The sequence below is a fragment of the Janthinobacterium sp. B9-8 genome (assembly GCF_000969645.2).
In the GTDB taxonomy this organism is placed as follows: domain Bacteria; phylum Pseudomonadota; class Gammaproteobacteria; order Burkholderiales; family Chitinibacteraceae; genus Iodobacter.
This window is the reverse complement of record NZ_CP014222.1, coordinates 1,030,107-1,045,573: the sequence shown is the minus strand read 5'-3', so window position 1 is coordinate 1,045,573 and position 15,467 is coordinate 1,030,107. Positions and strand designations below refer to the sequence as shown.

Genomic DNA, 15,467 nt, shown 5'->3' with positions numbered 1-15,467 from the left:
CTTAATTTCATTGGGTATCGCCACTCTGAGGATGAAAAATAATTGCTTGTGCATCACCCGCCAAGCGCTTCTCAACGCGGCGGGTTTTATCTAATACTTGCCCGGCTAATTGGCCACAGGCGGCATCAATATCATCACCGCGGGTCTTACGCACCGTGGCGATATAGCCAGCGTTAATCAAAATATCACGAAACCGCATAATGGCATCCCGTTGCGAGCGCTTATAGCCCGAATTAGGGAAGGGATTAAACGGAATTAAATTAAATTTACATGGCACATCACGCACCAAGGCGACGAGTTCACGCGCGTTTTCTACGCTGTCATTAATACCATCGAGCATTACATATTCAAAAGTAATGAAATCACGCGGCGCTTTTTCTAAATAACGCGTACACGCTGCTAATAACTGGTGCAGCGGATATTTTTTATTGATCGGCACAATATCATCACGGATTCTATCATTAGGCGCGTGTAAGGACACCGCTAATGCCACCGGGCAATCTTCACGCAAACGATCAATCGCAGGAACAATCCCCGAGGTAGACAGCGTCACTCGGCGGCGGGATAAACCGTAAGCATTGTCATCGAGCATCAGCTTCATGGCAGCCACCACATTATCGTAGTTCGCCAGCGGCTCGCCCATCCCCATCATCACCACATTAGACACAATGCGGGTATCGCCATTTCTATTATCCACCAAGCCCGCATCTCCCAGACGCGAAGCATCCAGTGACATGCGGCGATTGGCCCACCACAGCTGGCCAATAATTTCAGCCGTGCTTAAATTCCGGTTAAAACCCTGACGCGCCGTTGAGCAAAAGCCACAATCAAGCGCACAACCCACCTGACTGGATACGCAAAGCGTACCGCGATCGTCTTCGGGAATAAATACCGCTTCAACACCATTGCCCGTACCCACATCCAGCAGCCACTTGCGCGTGCCGTCTTTGGCAATTTGTTCGGCCATCAAGGCTGGCGGTGTAACCGCAGCATCCAAGGCCAGTTTTTGCCGAAACGATTTGGCGATATCGGTCATCGCATCAAAATCTGGCTCGCCACGCTGATGAATCCACTTCATCAACTGCTTGGCGCGAAACGGCTTCTCGCCATATTGCGCCATCAAGCCGGCCAAACCCGCCGCATCATAATCCAACAAATTAACTGACATTAACTCTACCCACTATAAAAATCACTACTCAGCAACTACAGCTGCAAGATGTGCCAAGCAATTTACTATGCAGCTTACGGCCCAGCACATTACTCACAACTCAATAAAGCGGCCAGATGCAAGGCACCCAGCCCGCTTCATGATTAGCGGCTGTAAACTTCGGATGATGCAAAGAAGTAAGCGATTTCGATCGCTGCATTTTCAGCAGAATCAGAACCGTGTACCGCATTTGCATCGATAGAATCAGCGAAATCAGCACGGATAGTGCCAGCCGCTGCTTCTTTAGGATTCGTTGCGCCCATCAGGTCGCGGTTTTTCAAGATTGCGCCTTCGCCTTCCAATGCTTGAATCATGACCGGGCCAGAGATCATAAAGTTCACCAGATCATTAAAGAAAGGACGGGCAGCGTGCACAGCGTAGAAGCCTTCAGCTTCAGCGCGGGACAGTTGCTTCATCTTAGCAGCAACAACCTTAAGGCCTGCTGATTCAAAACGATCGTAAATCTTACCAATTACGTTTTTAGCTACTGCATCAGGCTTAACGATAGAAAGTGTGCGTTCGATAGTCATGTAATTCTCCAGAGGGTGGTTTTATAAGCAAAATATTTGCAGCGTATAAAAAACTCGGCTAGCCTGCTTGCAAATCATGCAAGCTACACGGGGATTAGATCTATTTTTTATACGTAAATTCAATTGGCAACAGGCAAAAATAGTGTTTCAACAACCCTTTTTTAGCCCGCAAAAATTGGATTAGCCGAACATTATAACAAATTCAAGTGAAACCGGCTGATGAACTGGTCTTCTATCAATAAAGCGCCATTTGCATCAGCAACGGACACTCATAGCAAATTCAAGTAAAACCGGCGAATGAACTGGTCTTCTATCATAAACCGCCATTTGCATCAGCAACGGGCACTCATAAAAAATTCAAGTAAAACCAGCAGATGAACTGGTCTTATCAACACAAGCGCAATTAAAAACAACAGCGGGCAATAACAATAAATCCAAGTAAAGCGGGCAAATTAACGATCAACCCCTTCATGCGCCAGCCACCCCGTTAGCAAGCGCTCCTAACCAACTTAAGTGAAGCAGGCCAATGAACGACGCCCTAGACCCCATTCTTCAACAAGAAGCTCAGCGCAAACTGAAAGTTCAACTCGCATGGCGACTGGGTATTGCTGCCACATTAATTGTGCTGGCGCTATTTGGCATCAACTGGCTTGATCGCCAGAAAGACGCCCCAAGCGCGATCAACACCCCGACCCCCATTGCAGTACCCACCGCAGAGCCAACACCCGAAGCGCTCCCCATTCCCAGCGCTCCGCCCACAGCCAGTGCAGCGATAGAAGCCAGCAGCACCTTAAGCATTAGCACGCCCATTGCATCGAGCTCGGCATCTGGGTTGATTGCTGGCGCAGCACACAAAAGCCTGCCCACGCCAACAAACACCCCTATCAACAAGCCCACTTTGAAGTTAGAGCCCATCGCGCCAATACCCGGCAGCAAACCGGCACCAGCCACAAGCCTCCCCACCATCAACTCGCCAATGACTGAAGCCCCCCTTAAACCTGGCATAGCCACACCGCAAGCCACCACAGCAACGCCTGTTGCACAGACACCTGCCTACCCGGCGGCACACACCCCCAATGGCTACACAGTACAAGCGGGCGTTTTCTTGCAAGCACAAAACGCAGAGAAGTTACTCAGCCAACTCAAAGCAGCGGGCGTTCCCGCTTACACCGAAACCCGTGTGCAAATTGGCCCGTTTAAAGACAAAGCCAGCGCCGATGCGGCAGCAGCAAAGCTCAAATCAATGGGTATTAACCCCATTGTGCGTGGCAATTAAACTTCCCCTTCACAAGGATAGATATGCAGCAATACTCACTTAGCCTCAGCGATCAAGACGACAAACTGATCCATCAAGGAATCATTGCACCACTACGTGCGTACAACCAAAGCCAAGCGGCCCCCAGCAAGCACCGGCCCCTTGTGATTGCGATAAGGGATAAAGATGATCAGGTGATTGGCGGCCTATGGGGCCACACCCACTTTGACTGGTTGTTTACAGAGTTATTAGTGGTACCAGAATCACTTCGCGGCCAAGGCATTGGCACAGCCCTGATCCAACAAGCCGAACAAGAAGCGATCTTGCGGGGTTGCCACGGCGCATGGCTCGATACATTTGAATTTCAAGCAAGAGGCTTTTATGAGCAACTTGGCTATAGCTGCTTTGGTGAGCTAGCAGACTACCCCAAGGGGTTCGCTCGCTTTTTTATGCAAAAACAACTTATCAGCACAAAGTAATCTGCAAAAAACTTACCACCAACAACCCGAACTATGCCTTAAAGTGCTTACGGGCAGCGACCCACTGCTGCAGTGGCTCGCCGTCCTCGTCAGTAAGGCACTCACCACGCTCAAACCCCAATCTTTGCACCACCTTGATTGAAGCAGCATTACCTGGGTTGATTTGCGCCAAGACCTCATTGACCTCAGCACTTAAAAATGCGCGATGAAGCAGCTCGCCCACCGCCACCGTTGCAAAGCCTTGGCGCTGATAAAGAGGCAAAACGCCATAGCCAAGCTCTATGCGCCCATTGATAGGTGGATGCTTAAAACCACAACTTCCAAGCACCACTTGGTCAAAGCGGCGCAATATATAAAACGGCCTTGCCCAATGCTCTGCTACCCCAGCATGCAGCATCTGAATAGCACGTTCGGCAACAAAGGAAGGGAGCAAGCCATCAGCATCTGCCTGAGCACATGCGTGTAAGTCGACAATGGATATGGCTTGTAGCTGCATTGCCCCTCCCTTTCTTTAATTAGGTAGTTCTATCCGATCAAGCACATACAGCACTAAATGCTCTTCATGAATAAATACGCCCTCGACCAACATGGCGTTTTTCTCAAAACCATAACGCTCAAAGCCCAAAGCGTAATACAGCGCTTTTGCACTCTTATTTTCTGTATTCACGCTCAAGGTTATTTGCACAATATGCGGACCTGAATAAGCATCATCAAGCAGCGTTAATAAGCAGCGGGCAATGCCTTTTTTTCGCGGCGCTTGCTTGGGTATAAACGCCAAATATATTCGCCTTATGCTTTAATTTTGCAGCGCAACTTTTCCTTAATCCTGCAATCGCAATTAGCTCTGCCCCATAAAAACGCCACAAATGGCACCTTGTGAATCACTCAGCAACTACCGAAAAACTTTCAATGATTCTGCCTCGCCTTCACCATTTAGCATAAAAGAAGCTAGCGAATTTTGTACCGCCTCTGGCCGTACCACTCTGAGAGCCGCAGCCTTACCGAGGCTTGGTTTTGCTCTGTCAGCCCCTCTTAAACGCAATCACATGATCAATTTCCAAGCGAATGCCAATATCCTCACCCACAGCATGATTGTGGTGGCTAGGCACGAGGGATAGCACTTTCTGACCGGATGGCAGAGCTAAGGTGTAAAGAAACTGCGCCCCGCGAAAGGCTTTAGCCAGCACTCTGGCCTTCATACTGCTCGCATCATCGTGCAGCACATCATCAGGCCTAACCAATACATCGGCGTTGCAGCCCATGCTGCAATCGGCAGGGATTTTGCCGTGCACGATACCCAGCTCCATCTCAACCCGGCCCGATGCCGCGACAATACCCGGCAGCAAAACACCTTCGCCGACAAAATCGGCCACAAAACGATCCAGCGGCTGGTGATATAAATCGTAAGGCGTGGCCCATTGGCGGATTTGCCCTTCGGCCATCACGCCCACTTTATCGGCCACGGCAAAGGCTTCTCTTTGATCGTGGGTGACTAAAATCGCCGTCATGCCCGCCGCCTTTAAGATGGCGTGCACTTCCTGCCCCAGCCTTTCACGCAGCTCTACATCCAGATTAGAAAAAGGCTCGTCCATCAATAACAGCTGTGGGCGCGGTGCCAGCGCTCTGGCCAAAGCAACGCGCTGCTGCTGCCCCCCCGATAATTCATGCGGGTAGCGATGCTCAACATGGCCTAAACCAACCAATTGCAAAGCATCGGCCACGCGTTCGGCTTGCGCGGCTTTGCTCTCGCCACGCAAACCAAAAGCAATATTACCCGCCACGGTAAGATGGGGGAAAAGTGCGTAATCCTGAAACACCATCCCAATCTGACGCTGCTCTGGCGGCAGCATTCTGGCAGCGCTACTGACCTGGCTCCCTGCTAGTACAATCTCACCGCCAGCAGGCTTTTCAAAACCTGCAATCGCTCGCAAAACCGTGGTTTTACCACAGCCAGACGCCCCCAACAGGCAGCCAATTTCGCCCTCCTGCAAATGCAGTGATAAATTTTCAACCACAGTACGATCGCCAAGGCGAATCGCAAGATCAGAGAGTTGCAGCATATATATCCTCAAAACAAACCAAACCTAAGTTCTGTAGACACGGAGAACACAGAGTTTAAAAAGAGAGGACACGAAGAGAAAGACCTCGACTTATATAAAAAGCATTCAGCCTTTTGGTTTTCTTCATGTGCTTTGTGTTCTTTGTTTTTCTCTGTGTCTACAGATCTTTTTGACCTTTTACACATCAGTCCTCGGTTTTTCTGACCAGCAGAATGACCGGAATTAAGCCCATCAATACGATAAAGAAACTTGGCAGGGCTGCGCGTTCCCACATGCCTTCGGAGGTCATTTCAAATACCCGTACGGCCAAGGTGTCCCAGCCAAAGGGCCGGGTCATCAGCGTAATGGGCATTTCTTTCATGACATCCACAAAAGCAATCAATAGAGCAGTCAGCAGCCCACCACGCAATAGCGGCAAATGCACACGTCTGAGCACTTGCCTAGATGACAGGCCCAGCGATCTGGCGGCATCTTCCTGATTGCGGGTAATTCGCTGCATAGCCGCATCAATGGGTGCAAAGGCCACGGCCATAAAGCGTGCCGCCAGCGCCAGCAACATCACAAGCAAAGTGCCTTTTAGAACTTGCGTAGTAGCAACACCAAAGTAAGCCAAAACGGGGATCAGCAGATTATCCAGCCAAGCAATCGGGATAAACACCCCCACAGCAAGCACCGTTCCCGGCACGGCGTAGCCCAATGTGGCAAGGCGCACCAGCCAGCGCGTATCTTTATAGCGGCGCTGCGCATAAACCAGAATCAAGCCCAAGCCCGTCACCAGTAGTGCCGCCATCCCGGCAATCGCAATTGATCGCAAAATAAACCACGGATAGCGCTCGTCAAAATCAAGCACCCACACACTTTTCACCCACACCAAGAGCTGGATAAAAGGGATCACAAACGCGACAAGCAGCACCACACTGCACCAGGCCAGTGCCAGATAGCGCCCAGCGCCGCGCAAAACAATCCGCTCAGCCGATCCACCGCGTACGGCGTAATGCCTGCGGCCACGCCCCCATTGCTCGGCCACAGCCAGCGCCAACACAAACAGCACCAGGATTGAAGCCAGCTGTGATGCGGCTGGCAAATTAAATAAGGAGAACCACGACTGATAAATGGCTGTAGTAAAGGTGTCGTAATTAAAAATGGAAACCGTGCCGAAATCGGCCAGCGTTTCCATGAGCACCAACAACACACCACCCATCAGCCAAGGCCGGGCCATCGGCAAAACAACGCGAAAAAATGCCATGCGCCGGGACATACCCAGCATCTGTGCGGCCTCGATGCCGCGCTTACCCTGAGTTAGAAACGCGTTTCTCGCTAGCAAATAGACATAGGGATAAAACGCCAAGGTGAGCACCAGAATCACCCCGCCCGTCGAGCGAATGCGCGGGAACCAAGATGAATCGCCTGTCCATTCCCGGATCAGGGTTTGCACCGGGCCAGTAAAATCAAGCAAGCCCACTTGTACAAAAGCCAGCACATAGGCGGGCATGGCTAGCGGTAGCATCAAACTCCAGGCAAAAAATCGCCGCAAGGGGAAATCACAAACAGCCGTCAGCCATGCGAGTGAAACACCGAGCAGCAGCACGCCCGCCGATACGCCCAGCATTAAAATAGCCGTGTTTTTAAGCACTCGGGGTAAGACATATTCAGACAGGTGCTGCCAGATTTCTGGCTGTGGATGCAAGAAGGAAGACAGCACAACCAACAGGGGAATCAACGTCAGTAAGGCAATCGGCAGCGCGTACAGCGATCCTTTAGAAAACAATTTTTGCATCGTAAAGCCCAAAGTACTTTTCAATCCCGCTCACGGGGACAACCAAACAAAGCCAAAGAGAAACGGGCAAGACAGAAAATCTGCTTGCCCGTACCGTATTATGAAACGAGACACCATCGCTTACAAGGAGCAACCCTTATGCGCGAGTCTGGCGTCATTTAATTATAACGCTTGCACTAGCGACCCGTTGGACCTGAGCTCTAAACGAAAAAACGTCCAACTTGAGTTCAACAGACGGCTACTGATTAACGATAGCCCGCTCTATCCATTAAACGCACTGCAGTCGATTGCAACTCACCGGCCTTAGATACATTAATTACGTTTGATTTAAACGGGCCCCAGCTCGTAACCAGAGGGGAGGCCTTAATTTTAGGATTTGCAGGGAATTCCATATCTTTATCTGCATAAAGATTTTGCGCTTTTTCTGACGACAACCATTCCAGCAGCTTCACCGCACCCTCTGGATTTTTGGCGTAACGTGTCACACCCGCGCCAGACACATTCACATGCACGCCTTCTGCCTGCTGATTCGCCCAGAAAACACTAACCGGCAAGGTAGGCTGCGCTTCAATCAGACGGCCAAAGTAGTAAGTATTCGCAATTCCCACTTCGCACTGCCCTGCTGCAATCGCTTTCAGCATGGCGGTATCGTCTTGGAATACGTCGGTTGCTAGGTTGTCCACCCAGCCACGGACGATTTTTTCAGTTTTAGGCTCGCCATACTGGGCAATCATCATGCCAACCAAAGACTGGTTGTACACTTTTTTGGAAGTACGCAGACACAGCTTGCCTTTCCACTTTGGATTGGCCAAATCTTCATAGCTGGATAAATCGGCGGCTTTTACTTTATTTTTATTAAAAAACATTGTCCGTGCACGCACCGACAGGCCATACCATTCACCTTTTGGATCACGCAAATGGGCCGGGATATTTTCATTTAAAGTATTTGATTTGATCGATTTCAGCAGTCCCATATGCGATGCCTGCCACAAATTACCTGCATCCACCGTGATCAGCGCATCGGCTGACGTGTTTTGTGCCTCAGCACGCAGGCGCTCAAGCAAAGGCCCTTCTTTATCAGTCAGAAGCTTTACTTCAACGCCGGTTTCTTTAGTAAACGCATCCAGCAAAGGCTTTAACAACTGCTCATTTCGCGCCGAATACAAAGTCACACTTTCAGCGTGGGCAAAAGAGGTGGCAGCAAGCAGAGAGGCAAGAACAAGACGCTTCACAGGAATTCCTTATATTAATTTAAACAAACGCCACGGAGATTGGAAACTATTCTCAATAGCATATAAGAATGACACAGACAGTCCAAGAAAGAAAGCCACAAATAGAGCCCTAAACCCTATCCATTATCGCGCCAAGCAATTCTGCATTCCGACCATAGGCTTTAATCCTGAGAGGCCTAAAAACGCCCACTGCAATGGATCAAGGATAGCGCCCTATCTTTTTGAAGCTCAGCACCCTAAAAAATAAATCACGCCCTGCTTGCCCGGGGGCAGCCGTCCTGTCTGGCACCCGCTCAGCAAAAAATTCATTCAGTAATGGAATAAAGCCTCGGGGCCGTACGTCCACCCTAATAAGGATCGCTTTGCATACCGCACAGCCCTTTTCATTAGACAGGATCAATATGACGCTCCCTTTTCGTGCAAGCACAGTGCAGCTATGTACCGCACTATTATCCCTAACTTGCAGCACTGGTTTATGGGCAGCGGACATGAGCCCCGTAAAATTTGACGGCCAGATCCGTAACAATTCGCTGGCCCTAAGCCCAGATGAAAGCACTGCCGTGGTGTCTTATAGCGAGCGCTCAGAGCTGCTTGTTTATGATCTTAAAAAAGGCGAGCTTCGCCAGACATTACAAGGCTATATCACGCCAAGAAATATTGTTTTCGCACCGGATGGAAAATCGTTTTATGTTTCCGACAGTAGCCTGGGTGAGATCATAAAAACGGATACCGCCACACTTCAAACCCAATCGCGGATTGCCACCGGCCCCGGCGCCTTTGGCACGGCCATCAGCAAAGATGGCCAAAATTTATATCTGAACAACCAAGCCTCAAACACAGTCACCCGCTTTGATACCCGTAGCGGGCGGGCTCGCAGTGTAATCACCGGCTTTGCTCAGCCACGCCAAGGGTGTACGGCTAAGCCCCGATGGCAGCAAGCTCTATGTCACCAATTTTTTAGGCGATAACGTCACTATTGTTGACACCCAAACCGACAAAATTGAGGGCGAGATCAAAGACTTCAGCAAGATTCGCGCAATTTCAATCAGCGCAGACGGCAAGACCCTGTTTGCAGCCAATAGCGGCACGCACACCATTGCAGTGGCAGATATTGCCAAGCGGGAAATCCAAAACCTTGTCTCTGTTGGCCGAGAGCCTTACGGCGCAGCGCTATCGCCAGATGGCCGTTTTATTTATACGGGCAATCTGGCAGATCAGACCGTTTCGGTGATTGATGTTGGCACTCTGCAGGTGGTTGCCACCATCACCGGCTTTAAGCAGCCCCGTCAAGCCATTGCATTTACCCGCGACGGCAAATGGGCCTATGTACTGAATGAAGATTTAAGCATTGCCAAAGTTGACCGGGATACCCAAAAAATTGTGCAGCAAATCACGGCCCCTTAAAAAAGTCAGCCTCCCTTTAGATAGATAAAGCGACGCGGGATTTATTCCGCCCAGCCTACTGTTTTCCCCGACCGACAACACAAAGGATTAATCAGCCATGTTTAAATTCACTCTTTTACCCGCAGCCCTCATTTTGCTAAGTGCTCATGTTTTTGCCTCACCCGCAGAAGACAGCCGCGCTCACTTTCAAAGCATCGCCTCAGGGAATGTTGCACAACTGATGCAAAACTACGCCGAGCAAGCCCAGTTCAACTGGATAGGCGGCCCTATTGATGGCCACTATGCCGGCAAAACAGCCATCAACACGGTATGGAGCAAATTCACCCAAGCACAGGGCACGCAAAAGGTGAGCATCGACAAACTGGAAGAATCACTCAACCCCAAAGGGGCCACCGTCACCGCCAATGTCTTCTTTGATGGTAAAGCCAAGATCAAGGTGCGCTATGTGCTGACCTGGCGTGAAGGAAAAATCATCAATGAAACATGGCAAATTGATCCACAATTAAACTTTAACTAAGCGCGTTCCATGCGGTGCGACGAACACGAACTGCTGAATATGCTACCTCGCCTGCGCAGATATGCGCGGGCGCTGGTGCGGCATAAAGAGGAAGCCGATGATCTGGTGCAAGACACGCTGGAACGCGCATGGCTGAAATCCAGCCTGTGGCGAGGGGTGTCCGATATGCGCGCCTGGCTGTTCAGCATCATGCATAATCTGCACGCAGATGGTGTACGCCGCCCGCGCATTCACACGGTTGAGCTGGATGACAATACCCCGGAAATACCTATTGCCGCCCGGCAAGGAGAACAGCTGGCGATGCGTGATTTACAAGCGGCACTCAATCAACTACCTGATGAGCAAAGAGAAATCTTATTACTGGTGGCACTGGAAGAAATGGCTTACGCAGATATTGCTACGACATTGAATATCCCTATGAGCACTGTCATGTCCCGGCTATCCAGAGGTCGTGAGCGCTTGCGCATTGTGCTGGAAACACAAGCCGAACCTGTCCGTTTAAAAATCGTCAAATGAGCACACCATGAAGAATTCGACGCACACGGTGACTGAAGCAGAGCTCCACGCCAGTATTGATGGCCAGCTTGCCCCGGCCAGACAGCAGGAAGTTGAAGCTTATCTGATATCCCACCCCGAAGAAGCGCAGCGCATGCAAAGCTATCAGGCGCAAAAACAAGCTTTGCGTGATTTATATAATCCCGTACTCAATGAAAAACTGCCCACCCGCCTGCAATATGCAGCCAGGCCATCAAGGCCATGGCATTTACAAAGGATTGCCGCTGGCATCGTCATCGCAATCAGTAGCGCCGGATCGGCATGGGTTGCAAGGGGGCTGGTCGATGAAAACACACTCCAAACCGCCTCTACCCAGTCTTCTTACGCCAATTACGCCCCCCCTAAACTGGCCGGTTTTGCCCAGCGGGCCGCCGTGGCCCATGTGGTATACAGCCCGGACAAACGCCGTCCTGTTGAAGTTGGCGCGGATCAGGCACAACAGCTGGAGAAGTGGCTATCGCACCGCTTAGGCGCCCCGATCAAGCCGCCCAGCTTGCAATCAGTCGGCTATACCCTGATCGGCGGCCGACTCCTGCCGGGCGAGCGCGGGCCGGTCGCCCAGCTGATGTATCACGATGTATCCGGCCAGCGGCTTACGCTTTATGTCACCCAAGAAATCACGCCTCAAGCCCAAACCACATCCGCCTTTCAGTTTGGCCAGGACGGGCCGGTCAATGTGTTTTACTGGGTGGATAAAAACATGGGTTATGCGATTTCAAGCGGCACGGCTCAACCGGATTTACTGCGCGTTGCCCAGTTTGTTCACCAGCAAAAAATAATGATCTAAGCCCGGCAGACAAAAAAATACCCTGATCCTGCCTGTGACAGCACTTAAGTACAGGCGTTCGGATCAAAAAACGCTGCACCATTTTAGCGGCCATGCTATGGGCAAATTTTTGGCTGGACAATCACGGTCGTAACGCTTAATTTATCGAAAATTAAGATCAGCTACTTTCTGTCTGAGCCCGTATGCTCAGCAAGTAACACATCCCCATCCTGCCTTTAATCGAGTCTCCGCCATGCTCTGGTTTCGTAATATTCAGCTCTACCGTCTTAGCCCCGAACATGCCCTTTCGGCCGAATCGATTGCCGAATGCTTAATTAAAAAGCCTTTTTTCCCCTGCGGCAGCCATGACCTGATGTCGCAAGGCTGGATTCCTCCAGCGCCTCACGTACCGGACGAGTTTATTTTTGCTCGCCAAGATATGGTTTTGGTTTGCTTAAAAACTGAAGAAAAAATCCTGCCTGCTGTGGTAGTCAAACAAGAAGCAGAAGAGCGTATCCGTCATATTGAGAAAGAAGAAGCACGCAAAGTAGGCCGTAAAGAAGCCAAAGATATTCGTGAACGTGTAGCGGAAGAATTGCGCCCGCGCGCCTTTACCCGTGTCAGCACCCACCGCGCCCTGATCGATTTAAAACAAAACTTGATTCTGGTGGATAGCGCCGCAGCAGCCAGAGCAGAAAATCTGCTGGTTAGCCTGAGAGACGCGCTGGGTAGCTTGCCAACGCGATTAATTCAGACACAAATCACCCCACAAACCGCCATGACCAGCTGGCTGGAAAACGAAGTACCGGTGCCCTTTGAGCTAGATGCCGATTGCGAATTAAAATTCCCCGGCGACGATGGCGCGATTGCCCGCTTTGTACGCCAAGATTTGCACAGCGAAGAAGTTAAACAGCACTTAGCCACCGGTAAGCTAGTCAGCAAAATGGGCATGGCGTGGAATGAGCGGATTGCTTTTCAGCTGACTGAAAAGCTAGAAATCAAGCGCATGAGCATGCTGGATGTATTGCAAGACGAACTAAAAGACGCCGATGTGGACACGCAAGACGCGATGTTTGAATCCAGCTTTGCACTAGCCACCGGTGAATTACGCCAATTTATTCCTGAGCTGATCACTGCGCTGGGTGAAGAGCTAGCTAGCTAAGGCTTCTCCCGTTACAGGCTGCAATAGGCGTCTCAGCTAGAAAAATAGTTACAGGCACAGCAAAATTCTTCAACTGGCCTTTTTAACTACACGCAAGCAGACCCACGCGGCCGCTTTGCCTCGGCCAAGCTGACTTACAAACTCTAAAGATTCCCCTTTTTTTGGCTTAGCGCTCTTTTCAAGCCCCGCAAAAATATTGCGGGGCTTTTTTAATGCCATGATTTGTTTTAAAAACATGCTTCGTTTTATATCCCCAATTGAGAAGCAGGGAATTATTACTTTGCAAACACACTGTAAATTTTATGTGAAATGTAAGACCTGACCCCATTACTTCATTCAAGCATTACTTCATTCAAGAATGGTTGATTTTTTGAACGACCCAGCCAATAAAATTAATTTACCCACGCAAGTAGGAGTGATGTAATTGGACACATTACGTTTTTTATTTTTATCTTCTATTTTTTTTCTTAGTGGATGTGAAAAAAAATTTGATTATGAAAAAGAAGAATTAGAGCCAGATGTTGAATCTTATTACACTATAAAAAACAGGAGGATATTAATCATAAAATCTACTAGGGATTTTGAAATTAAGCAGATTTTTATTAATAAAACAAATGAAAAAGAAGAACTGGAGGCTACTTGTATATCAACTTGCCTAATGAATAAAGACTTAATCATTGAAAACAATATGCCAGGCTTTACTATAAAAGGAGCTATGATCCGTGAAATTAAAGACGATGAAGAGTTTAATGTGAGGATAGCTATCGATGTTGGGGCAAAACATGTGGTTGGCTCAACAGCAAAGAAAAAATAATTTACCAAAGATATGCGGGTCAGGTCTTATTAGTTTGCATAAAGCATAAAACCTACCCCCTATTATTTTTCACTATGCACTTCAACAAATCCACCAAAATAAACATAAGAACAAACACAAACCAAAATATGAATAACTAATTATTAAAAATAATAATAACTAGTTCTGTTATCCAGCCTTGCACCCCATGTGTGAGGGGTGAAAATACAACACATAAAATCAAACACTTAGCATTAAGGCGCATTACAGGGGATCACCACAAATCGCAACAGATAAGCCTCCTGCCCCGCAAAAATCCCGCAGGAAAATTAATTAATAAGACAGCTAAGATATATATTTTTATGCTATATAAAGACAAAATCTTACACTGCACTCCATGCAATCAATCGCCAACCTGACTCAATAGCGAGGTAAAGGTTGAAATTCTCGCTCAATCGAACATATTACAATTGCATAAAACACTTCAGGCCCCGTCTCACAAGGGCTTTAAAGGGGACGCAGCGTTTTTATACACCCAAGGTCGTGGTTTTTCTGCCGTTTTAGGGTGTCTACATCTTGTTATGCATAGGATAAGAATCCGTGGCGATTTTTGACATCTTTTCAAAGCGGCAGAAAAAACTACGGGGCGAGATGCCGGATGTCTATCAATATTTAGAGATTCCAAACGCGCTACGCGTGCAGATTGTCCATATATTATAGCGCTCAATATACGCATTCTGCTGCGGGTTACTAGGCTGAATATAGGCGAATTCAATTGATTGTTGTTCCGCCCAATTCTTTAATATGTGGCTAATATATTCAGGCCCATTATCTGATCGAATTCGCTTAGGCTTGCCGCGCCATTCAATGATTTGATTCAGGCTGCGTATTACGCGTTCTGCTGGCAAAGAGAAATCGACTTCAATACCTAATCCTTCCCGATTAAAATCATCAATCACGTTAAATAAGCGAATGCTGCGGCCATCGGCCAATTGATCGTGCATAAAATCCATCGACCACGTTTCATTTTTTGCTGCCGGTACTGCTAATGGCTCTGGCGTTTCGCGTTCTAAGCGCTTTTTAGGCTTAATCCGCAGATTTAACTCTAAATCACAGTAAATCCTGTAGACGCGTTTATGGTTCCAGTGTTTTTTCTTGACGTTGCGCAGATGTAAAAAACAAAGGCCAAAGCCCCAGTTGCGATGAGTTTCCGTGAGCTGGAGCAATGAATCAGCGATTTGAGCATTTTCTGCATCCAGCTTGGCCACGTAACGATAGCATGTCGTGCTGATTACAAAACTGGCGCAAGCCGCACGAATGGACACGGCCTTGGTTTCAACGGCCCAGCGAGCCATCTCGCGACGCTGAGATGGCTTTACCACTTTTTTGACATGGCCTCCTTGATGATATCCGCCTGCATTTGGGCTTCGATATACATCTTTTTAAGGCGCTTATTTTCGTCCTCCAGCTCTTTCATCCGCGTCATCATCGAGACGTCCATGCCGCCAAACTTAGCGCGCCATTTATAAAAAGAGGCCGAACTCATGCCGTGCTCGCGGCACAGATCGGGGACGGTCGAACCGGCTTCGGCCTGCTTTAAAATCGCCATAATCTGGCTGTCAGAATAACGTACTGCTTTCATGTAGAAGCTCCTCAAAGACTGCGAGAAAATTCTACTTAAAAATGAGCTGGTTTTGTGGGGGGATTACCAGTGGAACGACAAAAAACAA

Annotated in this window: 16 protein-coding genes and 1 pseudogene; 9 read left to right on the top strand and 8 right to left on the bottom strand. The window is 48.9% G+C overall.

Annotation, left to right across the window (positions count from 1 at the left end):
- Positions 1–7 precede the first annotated feature (7 nt).
- Positions 8–1,168, bottom strand: a complete 1,161-nt coding sequence (rlmN, locus tag VN23_RS04610; protein WP_046349888.1) for a 23S rRNA (adenine(2503)-C(2))-methyltransferase RlmN — start codon at positions 1,166–1,168, stop codon at positions 8–10.
- Positions 1,169–1,311: 143 nt separating this feature from the next.
- The gene (gene ndk, locus VN23_RS04605) at positions 1,312–1,737 is read right to left on the bottom strand and encodes a nucleoside-diphosphate kinase (protein ID WP_046349887.1); all 426 of its coding nucleotides are present in this window, start codon (positions 1,735–1,737) and stop codon (positions 1,312–1,314) included.
- A gap of 526 nt (positions 1,738–2,263) precedes the next feature.
- On the opposite strand from ndk, the gene VN23_RS04600 reads away from it, so the two are divergent.
- Together VN23_RS04600 and VN23_RS04595 are read left to right on the top strand one after the other, a co-directional pair.
- Positions 2,264–3,013 (top strand): SPOR domain-containing protein, encoded by a 750-nt coding sequence (locus tag VN23_RS04600; RefSeq protein WP_046349886.1) that lies wholly within the window; start codon positions 2,264–2,266, stop codon positions 3,011–3,013.
- A 23-nt stretch (positions 3,014–3,036) separates the two neighbouring features.
- Positions 3,037–3,471, top strand: a complete 435-nt coding sequence (locus tag VN23_RS04595; protein WP_046349885.1) for a GNAT family N-acetyltransferase — start codon at positions 3,037–3,039, stop codon at positions 3,469–3,471.
- 31 nt (positions 3,472–3,502) lie between these two features.
- Here the strand turns inward: VN23_RS04595 and VN23_RS04590 are convergent, their stop codons facing one another.
- The 5 genes from VN23_RS04590 to VN23_RS04570 form a co-directional block, all read right to left on the bottom strand.
- On the bottom strand, positions 3,503–3,967 hold the full coding sequence (locus VN23_RS04590; protein ID WP_046349884.1) for a GNAT family N-acetyltransferase: 465 nt from the start codon (positions 3,965–3,967) through the stop codon (positions 3,503–3,505).
- A gap of 15 nt (positions 3,968–3,982) precedes the next feature.
- Positions 3,983–4,249, bottom strand: coding sequence for a GNAT family N-acetyltransferase (locus tag VN23_RS04585; RefSeq protein ID WP_052746349.1), 267 nt, complete (start codon positions 4,247–4,249; stop codon positions 3,983–3,985).
- Positions 4,250–4,493: 244 nt separating this feature from the next.
- A complete protein-coding gene (locus tag VN23_RS04580) occupies positions 4,494–5,531 on the bottom strand; it encodes an ABC transporter ATP-binding protein (protein ID WP_046349883.1) in 1,038 nt (345 codons plus the stop codon).
- A gap of 184 nt (positions 5,532–5,715) precedes the next feature.
- Positions 5,716–7,308 carry an ABC transporter permease gene (locus VN23_RS04575; RefSeq protein ID WP_046349882.1) on the bottom strand — a complete coding sequence of 531 codons (1,593 nt, stop codon included), beginning with the start codon at positions 7,306–7,308 and terminating at the stop codon, positions 5,716–5,718.
- A gap of 245 nt (positions 7,309–7,553) precedes the next feature.
- A complete protein-coding gene (locus tag VN23_RS04570) occupies positions 7,554–8,540 on the bottom strand; it encodes an extracellular solute-binding protein (RefSeq protein WP_046349881.1) in 987 nt (328 codons plus the stop codon).
- 488 nt (positions 8,541–9,028) lie between these two features.
- On the opposite strand from VN23_RS04570, the gene VN23_RS22070 reads away from it, so the two are divergent.
- The 7 genes from VN23_RS22070 (at position 9,029) to VN23_RS04535 (ending at position 13,758) form a co-directional block, all read left to right on the top strand.
- Positions 9,029–9,508, top strand: a complete 480-nt coding sequence (locus VN23_RS22070) for a YncE family protein (RefSeq protein ID WP_231743345.1) — start codon at positions 9,029–9,031, stop codon at positions 9,506–9,508.
- Positions 9,432–9,944: a YncE family protein gene (locus VN23_RS22065; protein ID WP_231743343.1), complete on the top strand. Its 513-nt coding sequence runs from the start codon at positions 9,432–9,434 to the stop codon at positions 9,942–9,944. The genes VN23_RS22070 and VN23_RS22065 overlap by 77 nt, the downstream gene beginning before the upstream one ends.
- A gap of 97 nt (positions 9,945–10,041) precedes the next feature.
- On the top strand, positions 10,042–10,461 hold the full coding sequence (locus VN23_RS04555) for a nuclear transport factor 2 family protein (RefSeq protein ID WP_046349879.1): 420 nt from the start codon (positions 10,042–10,044) through the stop codon (positions 10,459–10,461).
- Positions 10,462–10,470: 9 nt separating this feature from the next.
- Entirely contained in the window at positions 10,471–10,977 is a 507-nt protein-coding gene (locus VN23_RS04550) for an RNA polymerase sigma factor (RefSeq protein WP_046349878.1), read from the top strand.
- Between the two features lie 7 nt (positions 10,978–10,984).
- Positions 10,985–11,803: an anti-sigma factor family protein gene (locus VN23_RS04545; protein ID WP_062654815.1), complete on the top strand. Its 819-nt coding sequence runs from the start codon at positions 10,985–10,987 to the stop codon at positions 11,801–11,803.
- A 232-nt stretch (positions 11,804–12,035) separates the two neighbouring features.
- Positions 12,036–12,944 carry a recombination-associated protein RdgC gene (locus tag VN23_RS04540; RefSeq protein ID WP_046349876.1) on the top strand — a complete coding sequence of 303 codons (909 nt, stop codon included), beginning with the start codon at positions 12,036–12,038 and terminating at the stop codon, positions 12,942–12,944.
- A 424-nt stretch (positions 12,945–13,368) separates the two neighbouring features.
- Positions 13,369–13,758, top strand: a complete 390-nt coding sequence (locus VN23_RS04535; RefSeq protein ID WP_046349875.1) for a hypothetical protein — start codon at positions 13,369–13,371, stop codon at positions 13,756–13,758.
- A gap of 692 nt (positions 13,759–14,450) precedes the next feature.
- Here the strand turns inward: VN23_RS04535 and VN23_RS04530 are convergent.
- Positions 14,451–15,379: pseudogene (locus VN23_RS04530) on the bottom strand (IS3 family transposase); the annotation flags it as partial.
- Positions 15,380–15,467 lie beyond the last annotated feature (88 nt).

Coding starts and splice junctions, on each gene's coding strand:
- VN23_RS04600 (WP_046349886.1), top strand. CDS start 2,264: ATGAACGACGCCCTAGACCCCATTCTTCAACAAGAAGCTCAGCGCAAA.
- VN23_RS04595 (WP_046349885.1), top strand. CDS start 3,037: ATGCAGCAATACTCACTTAGCCTCAGCGATCAAGACGACAAACTGATC.
- VN23_RS04550 (WP_046349878.1), top strand. CDS start 10,471: ATGCGGTGCGACGAACACGAACTGCTGAATATGCTACCTCGCCTGCGC.
- VN23_RS04580 (WP_046349883.1), bottom strand. CDS start 5,531: ATGCTGCAACTCTCTGATCTTGCGATTCGCCTTGGCGATCGTACTGTG.
- VN23_RS04545 (WP_062654815.1), top strand. CDS start 10,985: ATGAAGAATTCGACGCACACGGTGACTGAAGCAGAGCTCCACGCCAGT.
- ndk (WP_046349887.1), bottom strand. CDS start 1,737: ATGACTATCGAACGCACACTTTCTATCGTTAAGCCTGATGCAGTAGCT.
- VN23_RS22070 (WP_231743345.1), top strand. CDS start 9,029: ATGAGCCCCGTAAAATTTGACGGCCAGATCCGTAACAATTCGCTGGCC.
- rlmN (WP_046349888.1), bottom strand. CDS start 1,168: ATGTCAGTTAATTTGTTGGATTATGATGCGGCGGGTTTGGCCGGCTTG.
- VN23_RS04590 (WP_046349884.1), bottom strand. CDS start 3,967: ATGCAGCTACAAGCCATATCCATTGTCGACTTACACGCATGTGCTCAG.
- VN23_RS04575 (WP_046349882.1), bottom strand. CDS start 7,308: ATGCAAAAATTGTTTTCTAAAGGATCGCTGTACGCGCTGCCGATTGCC.
- VN23_RS04540 (WP_046349876.1), top strand. CDS start 12,036: ATGCTCTGGTTTCGTAATATTCAGCTCTACCGTCTTAGCCCCGAACAT.
- VN23_RS04555 (WP_046349879.1), top strand. CDS start 10,042: ATGTTTAAATTCACTCTTTTACCCGCAGCCCTCATTTTGCTAAGTGCT.